This is a genomic window from Bifidobacterium sp. LH_389 (genome assembly GCF_056357235.1).
Map to the genome: position 1 here is coordinate 33,745 of NZ_JBKEVR010000008.1, position 17,850 is coordinate 51,594.

At 65.7% G+C, this 17,850-nt stretch carries 17 protein-coding genes and 2 tRNA genes; 6 read left to right on the top strand and 13 right to left on the bottom strand.

Annotation, left to right across the window (positions count from 1 at the left end; genetic code table 11):
• Nucleotides 1-80: 80 nt before the first annotated feature.
• The 3 genes from AC1AZA_RS08455 to gltX form a co-directional block, all read right to left on the bottom strand.
• A tRNA-Gln gene (locus tag AC1AZA_RS08455) sits at nucleotides 81-155 on the bottom strand.
• A gap of 42 nt (nucleotides 156-197) precedes the next feature.
• A tRNA-Glu gene (locus tag AC1AZA_RS08460) sits at nucleotides 198-270 on the bottom strand.
• 194 nt (nucleotides 271-464) lie between these two features.
• Entirely contained in the window at nucleotides 465-1,994 is a 1,530-nt protein-coding gene (gene gltX / locus AC1AZA_RS08465) for a glutamate--tRNA ligase (protein WP_476514220.1), read from the bottom strand.
• A gap of 117 nt (nucleotides 1,995-2,111) precedes the next feature.
• Between gltX and AC1AZA_RS08470 the strand changes: the two genes are divergently transcribed.
• Together AC1AZA_RS08470 and AC1AZA_RS08475 are read left to right on the top strand one after the other, a co-directional pair.
• Complete coding sequence (locus AC1AZA_RS08470; RefSeq protein WP_476514221.1) at nucleotides 2,112-2,900, top strand: ABC transporter permease; 789 nt, start codon at nucleotides 2,112-2,114, stop codon at nucleotides 2,898-2,900.
• Between the two features lie 154 nt (nucleotides 2,901-3,054).
• Complete coding sequence (locus tag AC1AZA_RS08475) at nucleotides 3,055-3,966, top strand: DUF805 domain-containing protein (protein ID WP_476514222.1); 912 nt, start codon at nucleotides 3,055-3,057, stop codon at nucleotides 3,964-3,966.
• 93 nt (nucleotides 3,967-4,059) lie between these two features.
• Here AC1AZA_RS08475 and AC1AZA_RS08480 read toward each other — a convergent pair whose 3' ends face one another.
• A complete protein-coding gene (locus AC1AZA_RS08480) occupies nucleotides 4,060-4,953 on the bottom strand; it encodes a hypothetical protein (protein WP_476514223.1) in 894 nt (297 codons plus the stop codon).
• Nucleotides 4,954-5,006: 53 nt separating this feature from the next.
• A complete protein-coding gene (locus tag AC1AZA_RS08485) occupies nucleotides 5,007-5,690 on the bottom strand; it encodes a histidine phosphatase family protein (protein WP_476514224.1) in 684 nt (227 codons plus the stop codon).
• Between the two features lie 211 nt (nucleotides 5,691-5,901).
• Here AC1AZA_RS08485 and AC1AZA_RS08490 point away from each other — a divergent pair, with 211 nt between their 5' ends.
• Nucleotides 5,902-7,242, top strand: coding sequence for an MFS transporter (locus AC1AZA_RS08490; RefSeq protein ID WP_476514225.1), 1,341 nt, complete (start codon nucleotides 5,902-5,904; stop codon nucleotides 7,240-7,242).
• A 16-nt stretch (nucleotides 7,243-7,258) separates the two neighbouring features.
• Here AC1AZA_RS08490 and AC1AZA_RS08495 read toward each other — a convergent pair whose 3' ends face one another.
• Nucleotides 7,259-7,792: a GtrA family protein gene (locus AC1AZA_RS08495; RefSeq protein ID WP_476514253.1), complete on the bottom strand. Its 534-nt coding sequence runs from the start codon at nucleotides 7,790-7,792 to the stop codon at nucleotides 7,259-7,261.
• A gap of 143 nt (nucleotides 7,793-7,935) precedes the next feature.
• Here AC1AZA_RS08495 and AC1AZA_RS08500 point away from each other — a divergent pair, with 143 nt between their 5' ends.
• Complete coding sequence (locus tag AC1AZA_RS08500) at nucleotides 7,936-8,283, top strand: phenylpyruvate tautomerase MIF-related protein (RefSeq protein ID WP_476514226.1); 348 nt, start codon at nucleotides 7,936-7,938, stop codon at nucleotides 8,281-8,283.
• Nucleotides 8,284-8,385: 102 nt separating this feature from the next.
• Here the strand turns inward: AC1AZA_RS08500 and rplI are convergent, their stop codons facing one another.
• The 5 genes from rplI to AC1AZA_RS08525 all read right to left on the bottom strand — a co-directional run bounded on the left by rplI (nucleotide 8,386) and on the right by AC1AZA_RS08525 (nucleotide 12,352).
• Nucleotides 8,386-8,835, bottom strand: a complete 450-nt coding sequence (rplI, locus tag AC1AZA_RS08505) for a 50S ribosomal protein L9 (protein WP_476514227.1) — start codon at nucleotides 8,833-8,835, stop codon at nucleotides 8,386-8,388.
• A 17-nt stretch (nucleotides 8,836-8,852) separates the two neighbouring features.
• A complete protein-coding gene (gene rpsR, locus AC1AZA_RS08510) occupies nucleotides 8,853-9,101 on the bottom strand; it encodes a 30S ribosomal protein S18 (RefSeq protein WP_476514228.1) in 249 nt (82 codons plus the stop codon).
• A gap of 61 nt (nucleotides 9,102-9,162) precedes the next feature.
• Nucleotides 9,163-9,786: a single-stranded DNA-binding protein gene (gene ssb / locus AC1AZA_RS08515; RefSeq protein ID WP_476514229.1), complete on the bottom strand. Its 624-nt coding sequence runs from the start codon at nucleotides 9,784-9,786 to the stop codon at nucleotides 9,163-9,165.
• A gap of 42 nt (nucleotides 9,787-9,828) precedes the next feature.
• Nucleotides 9,829-10,125 carry a 30S ribosomal protein S6 gene (gene rpsF / locus AC1AZA_RS08520; RefSeq protein ID WP_476514230.1) on the bottom strand — a complete coding sequence of 99 codons (297 nt, stop codon included), beginning with the start codon at nucleotides 10,123-10,125 and terminating at the stop codon, nucleotides 9,829-9,831.
• Between the two features lie 127 nt (nucleotides 10,126-10,252).
• A complete protein-coding gene (locus AC1AZA_RS08525) occupies nucleotides 10,253-12,352 on the bottom strand; it encodes a DUF4012 domain-containing protein (RefSeq protein WP_476514231.1) in 2,100 nt (699 codons plus the stop codon).
• Between the two features lie 305 nt (nucleotides 12,353-12,657).
• Here AC1AZA_RS08525 and AC1AZA_RS08530 point away from each other — a divergent pair, with 305 nt between their 5' ends.
• Complete coding sequence (locus AC1AZA_RS08530; RefSeq protein WP_476514232.1) at nucleotides 12,658-13,944, top strand: ABC transporter permease; 1,287 nt, start codon at nucleotides 12,658-12,660, stop codon at nucleotides 13,942-13,944.
• A gap of 5 nt (nucleotides 13,945-13,949) precedes the next feature.
• Nucleotides 13,950-14,984: an ATP-binding cassette domain-containing protein gene (locus tag AC1AZA_RS08535; RefSeq protein WP_476514233.1), complete on the top strand. Its 1,035-nt coding sequence runs from the start codon at nucleotides 13,950-13,952 to the stop codon at nucleotides 14,982-14,984.
• Nucleotides 14,985-15,021: 37 nt separating this feature from the next.
• On the opposite strand, the gene AC1AZA_RS08540 is transcribed toward AC1AZA_RS08535, so the two are convergent.
• On the bottom strand, nucleotides 15,022-16,074 hold the full coding sequence (locus tag AC1AZA_RS08540; protein WP_476514234.1) for a LacI family DNA-binding transcriptional regulator: 1,053 nt from the start codon (nucleotides 16,072-16,074) through the stop codon (nucleotides 15,022-15,024).
• Nucleotides 16,075-16,111: 37 nt separating this feature from the next.
• Entirely contained in the window at nucleotides 16,112-17,692 is a 1,581-nt protein-coding gene (arfA, locus tag AC1AZA_RS08545) for an arabinosylfuranosidase ArfA (protein WP_476514235.1), read from the bottom strand.
• Between the last annotated feature and the right edge of the window lie 158 nt (nucleotides 17,693-17,850).

Below are 17,850 nucleotides of genomic sequence, written 5' to 3' on the forward strand. Positions count from 1 at the left end.
AACACTCGGCGCCGCCGATCCCGGAAGCGCATCCGGGTCGGAAAACAAAAAATCCCCGCAGGAATACCTGCGAGGATCATTGGCTGGGGTGCCTGGACTCGAACCAAGAATGGCTGAACCAGAATCAGCTGTGTTGCCAATTACACCACACCCCAATTGGCAAGGCGTTGCAGCTGAAATCAGCCGTAGCGTCTTCGTACCCCCAACCGGATTTGAACCGGTGTTGGCGCCGTGAGAGGGCGTAGTCCTAGACCGCTAGACGATGGGGGCTTGAGTTATCTGCTGTGCGGTTTGTTTCCGTGCCGCGCAACAGATGAAGACTATACGCGGGTGGCGGTCCATATGCAAGTCATCGGCGTGTCGCCCGGAATTGCAACGATTTCGCAATCCCGTCGATCACCTGCCGATCGCCCGCATATGGGCCCGTCCGCGCACGGTCATCGGCTCACGGACGGGCCTTGAGCTCACAGATGAGCACGCAGACCCTTGAGACGGGCCACCGTGATCGCCTTGCCCACGATCTCCATGGACTCGAACAGCGGCGGGGACACGCGGCGGCCGGACATGGCCACGCGCACCGGGCCGAACGCCAGACGCGGCTTGTAGCCACCCTCCTCCACGAGCGCCTTGTTCAGCGCCTCGTGCAGGGCGTCGGTCTTCCAATCGGCCTCGTCCACGCCCTCCAGCACCGCGATGGCCTTGTCCAGCACCTCGGGCGCGGATTCCTTTAGCGTCTTGCGCGCGCCCTCGTCCGGCTCGATGTACCCGTCCTCGCTCAGCAGGGCGCCCACCATGCCGGACACCTCGCCCAGCAGGCGCACGCGCGTCTGCACGAGCGGCGCGGCGGCCGTGAGCACGGTCCTCTCGCGATCAGTCAGCGCATCCCACTCGTCCGCGGACACCACGCCGTCGCGCTTGAGATACGGCACGGAACGGCGCAGGAAATCAGCCGGATCGAGCATGCGGATGTGCTCGGCGTTGATGGAGACGGCCTTGTCCAGATCGAAGCGAGCCGGATTGGCCTTCACGTCGCACACGTCGAACTTGGCGATCATCTCGTCCATGGAGAACACGTCGCGGTCAGGGCCGATGGACCAGCCGAGCAGGGCCAGATAGTTGAGCAGGCCCTCGCGGATGAAGCCGGCGTCACGATGGTTGAACAGGTTGGACTCGGGATCGCGCTTGGACAGCTTCTTGTTGCCCTGGCCCATCACATACGGCATGTGGCCGAACAGCGGCGTGGTCTTGGCGATGCCCAGCTGCTCGAGGTAGCGGTACAGCACGATCTGGCGCGGGGTGGAGCTCAACAGGTCCTCGCCGCGCAGCACCACGTTGATCTCCATGAGCGCGTCATCCACCGGGTTGGTGAGCGTGTACAGCGCGTCGCCGTTCGGGCGCACGATCACGTAGTCCGGCACGGAACCGGCCTTGAACTCGATGCGGCCACGGATGAGATCGTCGAAGGCGATGTCCTCGTCGGGCATGCGGATGCGCAGCGCGGGCTTGCGACCCTCGGCGCGGAAGGCGGCCTTCTGCTCCTCGGTCAGGTCGCGGTCGTAGCCGTCGTAACCGAACTCGGCCGGGCGGCCGGCGGCCAGATTGCGCTCCTTGATCTCCTCCGGGGTGGAGAAGGACTCGTACGCATAGCCGGCTGCCAGCAACTTGGCGGCAACATCCCTGTAGATCTCAGTGCGCTCGGACTGACGGTACGGGCCGTGCGGGCCGCCCACGTCAATACCTTCGTCCCAGTCGATGCCCAGCCAGCGCAGGGCCTCGAGGATCTGGTTGTAGCTCTCCTCGCTGTCTCGCGCGGCGTCCGTATCCTCAATGCGGAAGATCAGCTTGCCGCCGGTGGCGCGGGCCTCGGCCCAGTTGAACAGGGCGGTGCGGACCATGCCGACGTGCGGCGTGCCGGTGGGCGACGGGCAGAAGCGCACGCGAACGTCCTTCGGCAATGCGGGTTTGGTGTCTTTGGTGTTTTCGGCTTCAGTCATAGGCTCCATTGTGCCCCGCAAGCGGGACGTGACGGCCGCCGCGGGCACCCTTATAATGGGTTCCGCCGTGCCCGCGGGCTCCTCACCTTACCGACGGGCGGAAAGCAAGGTGAAATCATGGCCTCCAAGGCGAAGAACGTCGTTCGCCGGTATGTACCCACGCTGATCGCCGTGGCGGTACTGCTGGCGGCATGGGAGATCTGGGTGGATTCGGGGCACGCGAACCGGCATTCGTTCTCCGCACCGAGCGAGATCGTGCTGGCCACTGTCGACGTGTGGCCCAAGATGTGGGCGCAGACCGTGGTGACGATCCAGGAGGCCACCGCCGGATTCGTGCTGGCCGTGGCGCTGGGCGTGCTCATTGGCGTAGTGTTCTACTGCTCCCCGCTTCTCAACGCCGCGTTCTTCCCGCTGCTCACCGCGGCACAGACCATGCCGCTCATCACCATCGCGCCGCTGTTCATCATCTGGTTCGGCTTCGAGATTTCCGGCAAGATCGCCATCGTGGCGGTGTTCAGCCTGTTTCCGATCGCCGTGCAGACCATTCGCGGGCTTAAGGCGGTGCCGCAGTACTACGAGGACGTGGCGCTGACCTGCGGGGCTACTCGCTGGTGGACGCTCTGGCACGTGAAGCTGCGCGTGGCCGCACGGCAGATCTTCGGCGGTGTGCGCATCTCCGCGTCCTACCTGTTCGCCACGGCCACCACGGCCGAGTACATGGGGGCGCGCAAGGGCTTGGGCATCTGGCTGCAAATGGCATACAACTCGTTCCGCACGCCGCTGATCTTCTGCGCCACGTTCATGGTGGTGGCGCTCACCGGCGTGGTGCTGCTCGCCGTTTCCGCGGCGGAGCGGCTGCTGCTGGGAGCGGACGACGATGCCGTGGCCTTCGACGAGGAGGGGTGAAGGTTTCGGCTTGCGCAGCCGTTCTCCGAGCGGAGCTTTCGCGCGAACGGCCGGAGACTGCCAAGAAGACGGCTATCTGCGCAGTGCTGCACACTATGCAGATAGATGCCCAATAGGTATGAAAGAATGAAGTCACACCATGAAAGGGGCAGCGATGGCCAATTTCCCACCGAACAACGAGCAGCAGGGCAACACCGCCGGACAAAACGACGAGCAGGCCGGAGGACAGGCACCGCAACAGCCAGCGGGGCCGATGCCTCAATATGGCCAGTATGCACCGCAGCAGGGGCAGCCGCAATACTACGGGCAACCGGCCTACGGGCAGCCGTCCTATAGTCAACCCGGGCAAGGTGGATACGCCGGCCAGCCGCAGTACGGCCAGCCGGGAGGAAACGCCCCGGCCAACCCATTCTCGCCCGGATACCAAGGCGGCTACCAAGGCGAGCAGCAACCACAGTACGGTCAGCCGCTGCCGCAGGGCGCACCGGCGCAGGCATACACATTCGAGCCCCCGATCGACAAACCGTGGTACGGCATCGGCTTCGGAGCGGCGGTCAAGCGCCTGTTCGCCAAGATGTTCGTATGCACCGGCCGTGCATCCCGCGGCGAGTTCTGGTGGGCGTTCCTGTTCGTCGCACTGGTCAGCATGGTCGTGGGCTGGCTCATCGGCCCGCTAGGGCTGGCTATCGTCGCCGCGTGGGGTATTCTCTCCGATCTGGCGTTGCTGCCCATAGGCATCCGCCGCCTGCATGACGCCAACCTTTCCGGATGGTTCATGCTCATCCCGGTCATCGCGACCGCGGCGAACGAGGTCTTGGCGGTTGCGATCGTGCCGCGCTTGGGCGCCGAATTCGCAGCCATCTACGCGGGCGGGGACGATCCGGCCCTCTACGAGGAAACGTTGCGACGTGGCATGCAACAGTTCCTCGAGCGCAACGCCACTACGCTGGGGATTTCCACGATCGTCTGGTTCGCCGCGGCCATCGCCATGATCGTCACCATCGTGCTGCTGGCCGGCCGTTCCAAGCCGGAGGGAGCACGGTTCGACATCCCCGCACAGCGCTAGGAGCGCGCGGCTCGTTGCCCGGCGCGGTTCCATAACGACTGTGGCCCGGAAGGCAATGCACCTTCCGGGCCACAGCTATACGGCACATGGCCGCTACAGTTCCACGTGCTCCTTGTTGGGGTCGTCCTTGATGTGCGCGAACTTGGCGGCGAGCGCTTCCTTGTTGCGCTTCTCATCCTCTTCCTTGGCCTTCTTCTTGGCCTCGGCGGGATCCCACAGTACGTCCTCGCGGTGCTTCTCCCATTCGGAGGCGGCCAGCGGGGCCACCAGCGTGGCGGTCGCGTCCAGACGGGTGCCGGCGTCCGGCGCGGCGGCACGGGCCTTGAGCAGGTCGTCGAGCTGCGTGTCGCTCAGGGCGATGCGCGGCACGGAAAGCTGTTCGAGCAGCTCGTTGACGGCCAGCAGCACCGTCACGGCCGTGCGCGGATCGGCCCCGTCCACGGCGTCCAGCAGCGCGTCGTACGCAACGAGCGCGACGGCGAACCTGCCCGCCACCGCATCCGCGGACGCCGCGGGCGAGACATCGACGCCCGGTACCGAGCCATCCTTCAAGGTCGCCTCCACGGCATCCAGCACGCCCGTCACGGCATCGCGGGTCCGGTCCGGCCAGCCGTCGTGGAGCTTGTCCGCGGCGTCCAGCACCAGCGAGGCGTCGCCCGTGTCCGAGTAGTCCGCCAAGGCGTCGTACGCGTCGTTGGCGTCCAGCAGCGCGTCCACGATCTCCTGCGGACGGCCGGGGATGGCGTCGGCGCCTTCGTAGACGAATTCGGCGTCCGGGACGGTCACGTCCTGGCCGGTCATGATGCGGGCGGCGGCGCGGGTGAGCCTCACCTGCAGGTTCTCGCCGTACTTCGCGTCGTTGTCCATGTGCATGGCCTCGGTCAGCGGCCACAGTTTCACCAGTTCGCTGCCCCGTTTGGCGGCCTCGCGCACCGCGGGCGATGCGGCCACGCGCGCCACGGCGGCGTCATCGAATGCAAACGTCATCTTGCTTGGCTCCTTTGCTGTCTCACCAGTGTTCATTGTAGTCCGGAAGGCGCTTACGCCACGTTGGCGGCGGGATCCACATATGTGATGCTCATCACCTGACGGGTGTCCGCGTCAAACGTGATGGACGTGACGGAGGCGAGGGCCGTGTGCCGCAGCAGCATGTTGTGCTCCGGACGGCCGGTCTCCAGCAGGTGGCGGAACGTCCAGATGGGTGATTCGTGGCTGACCACGATGATCTGCCAGCCAGCGTATTCGACGATCTTCTCCGCGGCGAACGCGCCCATGCGATCGGCGATGTGCCGGTAGCTTTCCCCCCAGGTGGGCCGGTACAGGTTGCGGACGAGCTTCATGTTCTCCGGCTTCCACAGCGCGCCTTCGCCATGGCCGATGCGTTTGCCGCGGAATTCGTTGCCCGCCTCGATGAGCCGGTCGTCTACGGCGAGTTCGAGCGCGGGCAGTGCGCGGCCATCCGGGGCGACCACGGCACGTTCGGCGCGGGCTTCGTTGAGGTGGCCAATGATGATGCCCGCCGTCTCGCGCGTGCGTTCCAAGGGTGACGAGTAGACCGCCGCCGGCGTGTTGGTCTGCGGATTCTGCGCCAAATACCGGCCTGTGGCCTCGGCCATGCGCCGGCCGCGTTCGGACAGGTGGAAGCCCGGGAGGCGTTCGTACAGCACGTGTTCGGGATTGTGGACCTCGCCGTGGCGGACGAAGTGGATGGTGGTTGCGCTCATGGTCCCAATGTACCCGTGTCGATGTACCCGGCACGGCATAGCATGCGGGTGACGGTACGAGGACGTCCGCGGGAGACCGCGGTGCAGCCGTCACGCAAAACGTTTGATCATTGAGCAACCATCGCGGGCCCGATGACCGGGCGCCGGGCCATTGCGGACCGCGGCGGCCGGGACCCGAGGCGACCGCCCATCACGGAAAGGACAGCACGACATGGCCAACACCGCACTGGCCGGCATCAGGGACATCGGCGCCCGGGTCTTCGGCGGATATGCGGAGCTGCTGCGCATCCCGCACACCGCACGCTTCTCCATCGGTTCGGTGATCGCCTGCATGCCGTTCCCGATGGTCGGCATGACCATCACCATCTCCGTGCAGTACTACTACGGCAACTATTCGCTCGCCGGCGCACTCACCGCCGTGCAGGCCATCGCCCTGGCCATCGCCACGCCGCTGCTGGGCAAGCTAGTGGACAAGTTCGGTCAGCGTCAGGTTTCCATCCCCACGATCATCGTGTGGATCGTGGCCGCGACCGCGCTGGTGACCTGCATCACCAACCGTGCGCCGGAATGGGTGCTGTACGCACTCACGCCGTTCCTCGCGGCCATCCCGCCGTGGGGCGCCATGAGCCGCGGCCGTTGGACGCATCTGCTCAAGGGCGACCGCGTGCGCACCGACCGGGCGCTGAGCCTGTGCGGCGTGTTCGACGAGTGCATGTGGGTGATCGGCAATCCGCTCGCCTCCACGCTTGCCGTCATCTCCGGCCTGCTGGCGTTCTCCGTGACCGGCATGTGCGTGGTGGTGGGCGCGCTCATGTTCCTCACCGAGCTGACGACCGAACCGCCGTCGCAGACCCAGCTGGCCCGGGCGGCCGGCATGACCCGGCGCGAATACCGTGAACGAGAGGCGGCCAAGGCGGCGGCCCTGCAGGCCGAGCGTGCGGACGCCGGCAAACGCAAGGAGTCGATCTGGGGACCTGGCCTGATCGCCGTGTGCGTCACCTGGTTCGGCCTCGGGGCGTTCCAGTCGGCGGCAGCCATCTCCATCATCTCGTTCGCCACCGAGCAGGGCGCGAAGCAGTACACCGGTTTCGTGTTCGCCTGCTTCTCGTTCAGCTCGCTCATGGGCGCGCTGGTCTACGGCGCCAAGAACTGGACGATCCCGCTGTGGAAGCGCTTCTACTTCTGCCTGGCGGTGGTGAACATCGGCATCAGCCTGTTCCTGTTCGCCCACAACCTGTGGACGATCATGATCATCTACCTGCTCATCGGCGTGTGCCAGGCGCCCACGTGGATCAACGGCAACCAGCTCATGCTCCACCTCGTGCCGCCGACGAGGCTCACGGAGGGCATGGCGTGGATGGGCGCGATGAACTCGATCGGCGCGTCCGCCGGCTCGGCCATCGCGGGCCAGTTCATCGACCGCATGGGTTCGCACGGCGGATTCCTCGTGGTGACCGCGCTGGCGATCGGCTCACTGGTCATTGCGCTCGTCGGCTTCAGGCAGATCAAGGACGGTACCGAGAAGCCGCTGCTGCAGGAGGTCACCGTCTGACGGATGCCGGAACGCGTTACTTCGGCCAGCCCTTGGGGGTGTGCGCGAGGGACCACAGGCCCAGCTTGTGTGAGAAGCTGTTCTCCCACTTCGCATCGAGCTGTTCCTGGGTGAGGCGCTTGTCCGCGGACTTGAGGCGGTTCATGGCGTTGGTGTGGGTGTCGTCCAGCAGCCACTTGCGGATCGCGAAGTTCCACACCATCACCACCGCGGTGGCGACCAGCTTGCCGACGTTCGTCCACAGGATGTACTGCGCATGCATGCTGTACATGGAATCGTGCGGCATCCATGAGGTGCTGAGCCACACGATCACCTCGTTGATGATCCATCCGATGAACGAGGAGACGAAGAAGATGGTGATCTCCATCCAGCGGGCCATGTCCGGGCGGTGCTTGAACACGAACTTCATGCTGGCCAGATAGTTGAAGACCAGCGACACGAAGAAGGAGATGGACGTGGCGAGCACGTTGTGCATGTGGAACATCAGCAGGATGTTCATCAGGCCGTAGTCGATGACGAAGGCGATGACGCCCACGATGCCGAATTTCATAAGCTGTGCGATCAGTTTCTTCACGAGTGACTTTTATACTCACGCAGGCTGACCGGTAGCAGGGAATCGGCTGGATCTGCGCACAATCCGCGGAATAGCTACAATGGCGGCGTACTCACCCGCAAGTCCCGCAAGGAGGAACCATGCCCGTCATTCACACCCACGTGAGCGTCAAGACCACCCCGCAGCAGCGCGAGGCCCTCAAGGCCGCCTACGGCAAGGCCATCACGGCCGTGCCCGGCAAGTCCGAAGGCTGGCTGATGTGCCCGTTCGAAGACGACATGCCCATCTACTTCGCCGGCAGCGACAGCAAGCCGGCCGCCTACGTGGAGGTCAACGTGTTCGGCCGGTCCGTGCCGTCCGACGCATGGGAGAAGCTCACCGAGCAGATCATGGCCGCGCTCGACTCCGAACTCGGCATCCCCAAGGATCGCACGTACATCCGCTACACGGCGACCACCGACTGGGGCTGGAACGGATCTAACTTCTAGCCGCCTCCGGGCTTCCTGCCACCGCAACGACGAGGGCCCCGCGCCTGGGAAATCCAAGCGCGGGGCCCTCGTCTGCTTAAGCTCAGGTCAGCGAACCGAGATTCACTCGGCGACGACCTTGACGGTGAAGTTGGCGGCGATCTCCGGGTGGAGCTGGACCGTGGCGGCGAAGTCGCCGGTGGTCTTGATGCTCTCGACGGTGATGGCCTTCGGATCGACGGCGGCCTTGTCGGCCAGAGCCTTGGCGATCGCGTCGGTGGACACGCCACCGAACAGCTTGCCGGACTCGGACACCTTGGCGGCGATCTCGACGGTGGTGCCTTCGATGGCGCTCTTGGCGGCGACGGCATCCTCGCGGGTGGCGACGGCCTTGGCCAGACGGGCGCGACGCATGGCCTCGATCTGGGAGGCGGCACCCTTGCTCCACGCGATGGCGAAGCCCTGCGGGACCAGGTAGTTACGGGCGTAGCCCGGCTTGACCTCGACCACGTCACCGGAGTGACCCAGGTTGGCGACGGTCTTGGTGAGGATGATCTTGATTTCCTTTGCCATGTCTGTCGGTCCTCCTATCAGCGACCCGAGGTGGCGTACGGCAGCAGGGCCATCTCGCGGGCGTTCTTGACGGCCGTGGAGATCTTGCGCTGCTCCTGCACGGTGACGCCGGTGATGCGACGGCTGCGGATCTTGCCGCGATCGGAGATGAACTTGCGCAGCAGCGCAACGTCCTTGTAATCGATCTCGGTGACCTTGGCTGCCTTGAGCGGGTTCGGCTTCTTCTTGAACGGCTTGACCGGCGGTTGCGGCCTCTTGCGTGACATAGTGATGTTCTCCTTGAAAAGTGTGTGGTTGATTCGTTGCTAACGGTTCGGGACTGGCGGATCAGAACTCGGGTTCGTCGTTGGCGCCGCCGAAATCGTCGGAGGAGCCGAACGAACCGAAGGATCCGCTGGACGGCGTGCCCCACGGATCGGCGCCGGTCTGGGGCGCCTGAGCCGGAGCGGACTGCGCGGGCTGGGCGGCGGAAGCGCCACCGGAGTAGCCTGCGCCACCGGAATACCCGGCGCCACCGTTGTAGCCGCCGCGATTGCCCTGAAATCCGCCGCGGTTGCCGCCCTGGAAGCCACCGGAATAGGAGCCGGAGCCACCGGACGTGCGGGTCACCTGAGCGGTGGCGTAGCGCAGCGAGGGGCCGAGTTCATCCACCACGAGTTCGGTGGTGTAGCGGGTCTGACCCTGGCTGTCCGTGTACTGGCGGTCGCGCAGGCGACCGGAGGCGATGACGCGCGTGCCCTTGGACAGCGAGCTGCCCAGATTGGCGGCCAGATCGCCGTACGCCACGCAGCGGAAGCTGGCGCGGTCGCCGTCCTCCCACTGATTGGTTTCCCGGTTGCGACGGCTCGACTGCGTGATCACGGTGAACGTGGCCCACGGACCGTTGTTGCCCTGACGGACTTCGGGATCCGCGGCGAGGTTGCCGATGATCGTGATCGTAGGTACTGCCATAGGTGTCACCCCTTAGCAACGGCACCGAAACGGTGCAAAAGCTTACTTGACGTCCTTGCGAAGGATCTTCGTGCGGATCACGGATTCGTTGAGGTTGAGGACACGGTCCAGCTCGGCGCTGGTCTCGGCAGTGGCGGTGTAGTTCACCACCACGTAGTTGCCCTCGGACTTGCCGGCGATCTCGTAAGCGAGCTTGCGGCGACCCCAGTAGTCGGTTCCATCCACGGAACCGCCCTCATTGGTGACGATCTCGAGGTACTGCTCGGTCAGCTTCTTCAGACCGCGCTCGTCCAGCTCAGGATCAGCGATGAACATCAGTTCGTACTTATGCGCAGACATCACCCACCTCCTTCGGACTATCGGCCGCCAGACCCTCTGACGGCAGGAGTGTGTTTGCATGTCGACGGACCGAAGTCCGCACAACTTTTCCGACTGTACGCCACCTCGCGGACAAGCACCCCGCGCGTCACGCCCTGACGAGCGACTTGAGATCCACCGGGCAGGACATGCTGCCGCGGAACGCATCCAGCGAATCCAACGCCCCGCCGGACGTGGTGGCCGCGCTCTGGTCCTCGGGCGCAAAGCTCGGCGTGGGCGTGGCGGCGTCCCCGGGGGCGACGCTCTGCAGATCGGACGGGTCGAGCGTGCCGCTGCCGTAGCGCTGGTCCTGCTGGGCGTCCGGCACGTCGGCGCCGCACTGATCCGTGACCTGCCCGTTGGTGCCGGTGTAGATGCCGTTCGCGTTGATCACCGGCGTGGTGACCACGTTGAGCAGCGCGGTGGCGTCCTCGCGGGAGCGCACGGTGAACGCCACGGTGACCTCCGACTCCGGCTTGACGCCATCCGTCAGGCGCAGGTTGATGAACTGGTGATCGCCCACGATGCCGTTGGCCACGAAGTCGCCGGACTCGTAGGCGATGGACGTGATCTCTCCGCCGGCCGGGGCCATGAGGAATAGGCGCGGCTGCATGGTGCCGCTGTCGGTCTCGCCGGTCACGAACTTGGGCAGGTCGATGGCCTGCTGCTCGGTCATGGTGTTGCGCAGCGTGACCTGCACGGTGTATTCGTCGCCGAGGGTCTTGGAGGAGATGGCGCCCAGCATGGTGGAGCGGGGACGGGCGTCGACCAGATCGCTCAGGCTGCGCGACGCGGATGCGAAGGTGGGCCCGCAGGTGCGGGTCACGGTGGTTTCCACCTGCAGGTACCAGTCAAGCTTGCTGGCCACCGCCTCGGTGAGGTAGACGCCGGCCGTTGGGTTGAGTGGGTCGTCGGGCAGCATGCCGGCCGCGTTGGGGCTCAGCACCTGGGTCTGCACCAGGGCCTCCAGCTCGTCCACCTGTTCCATCCACACCTTGAAGTGCCCGTCCGCGGAGGCCGAACGCACGGCGCGCAGCACGCCGGATGCCGTGGACGCGCCCACGTTGGAGAATACGCTGGACATGATGATCTTGGAGGATTCGTTGGTGTACCGGTCCTGATCCTGGAAGTCGGGGTGCGCGGTGTAGATGTCGCTCAGGAAGAACTGGACGGCGTTCGTGCCGTCGAGCACCTTGCCGTCGGACAGCGTCACGTTGCCGGTGGCGCCGATGAGCGCCTGCATGAACACCGGGTCGAGCGCGAACACGCCGGCCACGTCCACTCCCTGATTGCCGGGCTGGGCGGCCCACAGGTTCTTGAGGGTCACAGCCGCGCGCTGGAAGTTGGGGTTGACGGTGGTGGTTTGCGGGTAGCGGTACACCTGATCGCCGAAGATCGCGCCTTCCACCTTGTTCTCGTCGTCAAGGGGGCTCGTGCCGTATTCGAAGGACGAGGTGATCACGAAGTCGCCGATCTCCACCTTGCCGGCGTCCGCGGTGACCGTGGCGACGTTGCCCACCATGCCGCCGCCGGAGCGCAGTTCGGCCGGATTGTAGATGGCCACGAGGTACGTGCGCTTGCCATCCGCGCCGAGCAGCCTGGGGATGAGGTTGACCAGGTCGTCGTACTGGGCGAGCAGGCCGTCGACCGATTCGAGGGCGGCCCGGCCAGTCGTCACCAGTTTGGCTACGGCGGGGATGGACGGCGTGGCAAGGGACGCGAGCTGGTTCGTCTCCTCGCCGATCACGGCGTGCGCGTTGGCGAGGATGCCGGGAATGCCGAGCAGGGCGCTCAGATCGACGGTCTTGTTGTCCATGGAGAAGCCGGAGAACTGGTCCGACAGGCCCATGAGGTCGCTGAACGGACCGTCCACCAGATCCGCCACGGCACCGAGCATGGTGCGTGCGGCGGTGATGTCGTTGCCGTAGGAGGTGTGGTCGCGCACGATCGTCCACTTCGCGCTGTCGAGCTCGTCGCGCAGCTTGGTGGCGGAGTCGACCATGTCGTGCGAGGCGTGGGCGAGGTTCACCTCCCCGCCGCAGCCGAGCGCCGCATTGGCGAGGTTCTCGGCCGAACCGATCATGCGGTCGGCCTCATAGGTCATCTTTACCGCGGACGCACCGTACACGATGAAGGTGGACAGGAGCAGCCCTCCGAAGGAAGCGAGTACCACGTACAGCACGCGCGCCACCATGCGCCAACCTGTCACGGCCCTGAGGTTCCTCATGCTTCTGCCGCGGATGTGGCGTGGGAACGTGCGCATAGATCACCTCTCGGAATCGGCTGCCATGGGAGTGCTATCGGACAGTGTAGCGCCGATCGACGAAGTCTCCGGGGACGGGGACGAACCGTCACACGACCTGCAAGGCACAGATTGCCAGCATTCTTTCAGATTCCTTGCAGTATTACTATAGGCAGCGGCAAGAGAACGTCCACGTCCCTTGCCCATAGTGAATGCACGGGGCGCCTGCGCGTCCCGGCCAACGAAACAAGGAAAACCGGAGTAGCTGAAGTATGTTCGTTCTCAAGAACGCCTGGACCGCGATGACGCATCACAAGACGCGCACCGTTCTGGTGGTCCTCATCGCCGCCGTCGTATCGGCGGGTTCCATGTTCGCCCTGTCCGCCCGCTACTCCTACGAGTCGGCCATCGGCTCCGTCTACCAGGCCATCTCCCCGGATGCGAAGATCAGCGTGGACCGCCAGAAGGTCATGGTCGCCAAGGGCGTGAGCGACGCGAGCCAGATCAACTGGAACGACTACAACCTGTCATGGCAGGACTGGTCCGCCTACGCCGAGGCGCTGAGCAACGCAGGCGTCAACTTCACCCCGCAGTACGACGAAACCGCCGTGACGCCCGCCGCGAACGGCCAGATCCAGCCCGTGAACGGCTCCAGCTTCACCGTGACCGGCTTCTACGACGCCGGCTCCTCGCAGGACGGCCCGCTCGGCGCATACGAGATCGTCGAGGGTGCAGACCTCACCTTCGACCAGAACGGCATGGGCAACGCGATCATTCCCAAGGCCCTCGCGGACAAGAACGGCACCAAGGTCGGCGACACCATCACCGTGACCAACCCGCTCGACGCATCGAAGACGGTCACCTTCACCGTCTCCGGCATCTACCGGACCACCGCCTCCGGCGTCACCCCGTCCCTCGGCAACGACCTCGACCCGGACAACGCGATCTACACGAGCTACTACGGCTTCAGCAACGCGGGGCTCTCCCCCACCGACGACTCCCAGAAGACCAACGCGCTCAACGTGACCTTCAAGCTGGATACGCTCGCCGCGTACGACCAGTTCAAGACTGCGGTCAAGCAGGCAGGCCTGAGCGACGACTACGTCGTCTCCTCGCCCAAGATCGCTTCCTACGAGGCCAACATCCAGCCACTCAAGGATCTGGGCGGCAAGCTCACCCCGACGCTCATCGCGCTGTGGAGCGTGGGCGGAGTGCTCGCCGTGGCGCTGATCGCATGGACGCTGTCGCGCCGATCGGAGGAGATCGGTTACGACATCGCCGTGGGCGTCAGCCGCGCACGCATCGGCTGGCAGTTCGCACTCGAACTCATCCTGCCCACGCTGGTCGGCGTGCTCATCGGCTATCTGGGCGCCGGGTTCGGTACCGCACCGATCATCGCCCGCCTCACCACCGAAGTGCACGGTACTCCGCAAGCGAATCTGATCTGGCAGTGCGTCTGGGCCGCCCTGGGGGCAATGGCCGCAATGGCCGTGATCTGCTGGGTGCGCGCGGCCTGCTACCGGTCGTCCACGCTGTTCGCCGCGCGGAAGGATGCCTGACCGCCATGACGGACGAACGCAATCGCGACTTCAACCACAACGACGAGCAGGAGCAGCACATGAACGCGAACGACGGCAAGGACATCGACGAGAACCTCAAGACCCACGGAACGGACGACGACGCGCCGGCGGTGCCGTTCGGCATCGTATACGACGACGAGGCCGACGAGCAGAGCGTTGCGGACGGGGCCGCCGAAGGCGGGCACGCGCCCGCACTCGACCAGACCGACGCGCTGATCGCCGCCGCACTGGGGCTGCCCGCCAAGGACGCGGCCAAGGCCACGGCCGACGCCGAAACCACCTCCGGGGAGAAGCCCGCGGAGGCCGCCCCCGTGATGGTCGCCTCGAAGATCGACCGTGAGATCTCCCGCGAGGACTCCATCGTGTTCTCCACCTATCCGACGCTGGCATTCAAGCGCGTCGGCTACACCGCCGGCAGGCGTGGGCCGAAGGTGCTTGACGGCGTGGATCTGGCATTCTACGACCGCCGCGTGTATGCGGTGGTGCCCTCGTCCGACGAGCAGCGCGTGGCCCTGCTGACTCTCATGACCGCCATGGGCCGGCCCGAGGAAGGCCACGTGATGTTCAAGAGCAAGGACCTCGAGGAGATCGCGGGCACCGAGCTGCGCGGCCACTTCGCCGGTCTGGTGCTTCAGCGCAACAGTCTCAGGGGCGACCTGACGGCGCTCGGCAACATCGTCAACGCGATGGATGCCTCCGGGCGCAACTTCCTCAAGCCCAAGCCGCTCATCGCGGAAGACCTGCTGGCCGAGGTCGGCTTCCCCGCCGAGCACAATGAGACCCGCGTGAGCGAACTGCCGGACATCCACCGGCGCCGCGTGGCCATCGCCAAGGCGCTGAGCTGCGAGCCTGCAGTCATCATTGCCGACGAGCCCGTGGCGGAACTCGAGGACCCCACCCGCAGCGAGATCATCGCACTGTTCCGGCGCATAGCCCACAAGGACAACAAGACCGTCGTGATCGTGACCGAAGACGCGGATCTGGCGCACGACGTGGCGGACAAGATCTACACGCTGTAGCCCTGTCGGCCCGCTAGTGCATCAGCGGGCCGACGCACTAGCGGGCGGATGCGCGGTCGCTGACCTCGAATCCCGTGACCCGCTCACGCGTCGGCCCGTCGAACCCCTCGATGCGTTCGATGAGCATGTCCACGGACAGACGCGCATACTCCTCCACGAACGGATCGACGGTAGTGAGGGACGGCGTGGCGAACTCGGCCTCCGGCACGTTGTCGAATCCGGTGACGCGAATGTCCTGCGGCACCCGCAGGCCGCGCCTCTGCAGCTCGGTGATCGCGCCGAGCGCGGCCGCATCGTTGAGGCACATGATCGCGTCCGGCCGGGGCAGTCCGGAATCCAGAATCGTGCGCACAGCCCGGGCCCCGTCGGCCCGGTTCCATGCGGACGGCGTGGAGAGATACCGCCAGTCCGGCTCCAGCCCGCGCTCCCGCATGGCCTCCACGAACCCGCGTACGCGCTGGGCCGTGGTGCCGTCCTCGCCGGCAAGCACACGGGCCAGCGCCTGCGGACCGTCCACGCGGGCCCCCGTCACAGCGATCGAACGGCAGCCGACGTCCAGCAGACGACCGGTCAGGGCATGCATGGCCTCCTGATTCGGCATGGCCACCCGGTCCACCCTGTCCCCGGTGGCCGGTCCGAGCGCGTAATCGCTCGCTGCGACCACCGGATACGACTGCCGCAACTCCGCACCCCCGTCCGGCAAGGTGGAACCGACGAAGAAAATCCACCCGTCGGCGCCCAGACGATACGTCTCCTCGACGATGCCGGAGATGCTGCCGTTCGGCGGGTACGTGTCGGTGATGACCCCGTACCCGCGCCGCCGCGCCGCCGCGATGACACTGTCCGCGAAGTACGGCATGAACGGCTGGTCGAAACTGGTGATGCCCAGTCCGATCAGCCCGGTGCGGCCGGCCTTCATTGCGCGTGCGGAAATGTTGACGCGGTAGCCGAGCCGACGCATGGTCTCCTCCACGCGGGCCCGCGTCTCCGGCCGCATCGAACCGCCCTTGTTGATGACGTTCGACACGGTCTTGATGGAGACGCCGGCCTCACGGGCGACGTCGGTGATGGTGACTCGCTTGCTGCTCATACTGTCCGATGGTAGCTGGGTCCGATGGTAGCGACCGTCAGCGAACCTCCACAACGGTCCAGGAGACGGGCGGCAGTGTGACGCGGACCGTACGCGCATCCGTGCCGACCGTGCCGACCGTGCCGTCCGCACCGTCCAGCACGGCGGTCGGATTGGCGTGCAGGGTGACGCGGTTCTGGTCCTCAAGCGTATTCGCCGCGTGCATGTCGTCCTCATGCAGCGTGCGCGCGGAGACCTCGGACCATGCGCCGCCTGCGCGGGAGGGCAGCTCGATCTCGAACGGCGTTGCGGCGTCGAGCGAACGGTTCACGGCGAACACCGCCACGTTGCCGTCCGCCGTGCGCACCGCCACCGCATCCACGCCGGGCACGTCGCCATAGCGGTCGGTGGGCACGGTTTCGGTGCGCAGCTTCGGCTCGAACACGGTGCCTCCCTTGGCCAGACGCGCGGTCTCGGCAAACGGGTAGAACGTGGTCTGCCGCCATGCGGGGCCTCCGGGAGCCGTCATGATCGGGGCGATCACGTTGACCAGCTGGGCGAGACTCGCGGCATGCACGCGGTCCGCGTTCTTGAGCAGGGTGACGAGCAGATCGCCGAACACCACGGCGTCCAGAGCGGAATACACGTCCTCCAGCAGATGCGGGGCGACCGGCCAGTTGCCGATGCCCTCGGGCACCTTGCTCGGTTCGGAGCCCTGATACCACACGTTCCACTCGTCGAAGCTGATGGCTACGTCGTGGGTGGACTTGAGGCGGGACTTGGTGGCGTCGATCGCGGCGGCCACATCCTTGATGAAGCCGTCCATGTCCACGCCGGCGGCGAGGAAGCTGGCCACGTCGCCGTTCTCCGGATGGTAGTAGGCGTGGCAGGAGACGAAGTCGACCAGATCGTAGGCCTTGCCGAGCACGGTCTCCTCCCACTCGCCGAAGGTCTTCATGTTGTGGCCGGAGGAGCCGCACACCACGAGCTCCACATCCGGGTCGATCTGGCGCATGCCGCGGGCCACGTCGGAGGCGAGCGTAGCGTAGTCCTGCGCGTTCTTGTGACCCATCTGCCACGGACCGTCCATCTCGTTACCCAGGCACCACATGCGGATGTTGAACGGCTCCTCGGCGCCGTTGGCGCGGCGACGGTCGGACAGTTCGGTGCCGCCGGGGATGTTGGCGTATTCGAGTAGGTCGAGCGCCTCCTGCAGGCCGCGGGTGCCCAGGTTCACGGCCTCCATGAGCTCGTTGTCCCCGGTCTTCTTGAGCCAGGCGGCCATCTCATGCAGGCCGAACTGGTTGGTTTCGGTGGAGTGCCAAGCCTCGTCGAGGCGACGGGGACGGCGGTCCTTGGGGCCCACGCCGTCCTCCCAGCGGTAGCCGGAGACGAAGTTGCCGCCCGGGTAGCGCACGGTGGTCACGCCGAGCTCGCGCACCAGTTCGATCACGTCCTTGCGGAAACCGTCCTCGTCCGCCTCTGGATGGCCGGGCTCGTAGATGCCGCCGTACACGCAGCGGCCGAGGTGTTCGACGAACGAGCCGAACAGGCGGGGGTTGACAGGGGCGAGCTCGAAATCGTCGTCCACGATGAGTCGTGCGGATGGAGTGGCCGGGGAGACTGCGGTGTCTGCCATGAGGATGTCCTTTCCTTGAAGGGTGACAGGTTGGCACGGCGGCTGCGAGACGACGGTGCAACCGGCGTCCGTTCGCGCCGCGGGCATTTGGCGCACCGTCGGGCGGTACAACCTTGTACTTTTGTGTCAGACTCAAATATACACACCCCTCGGCATAA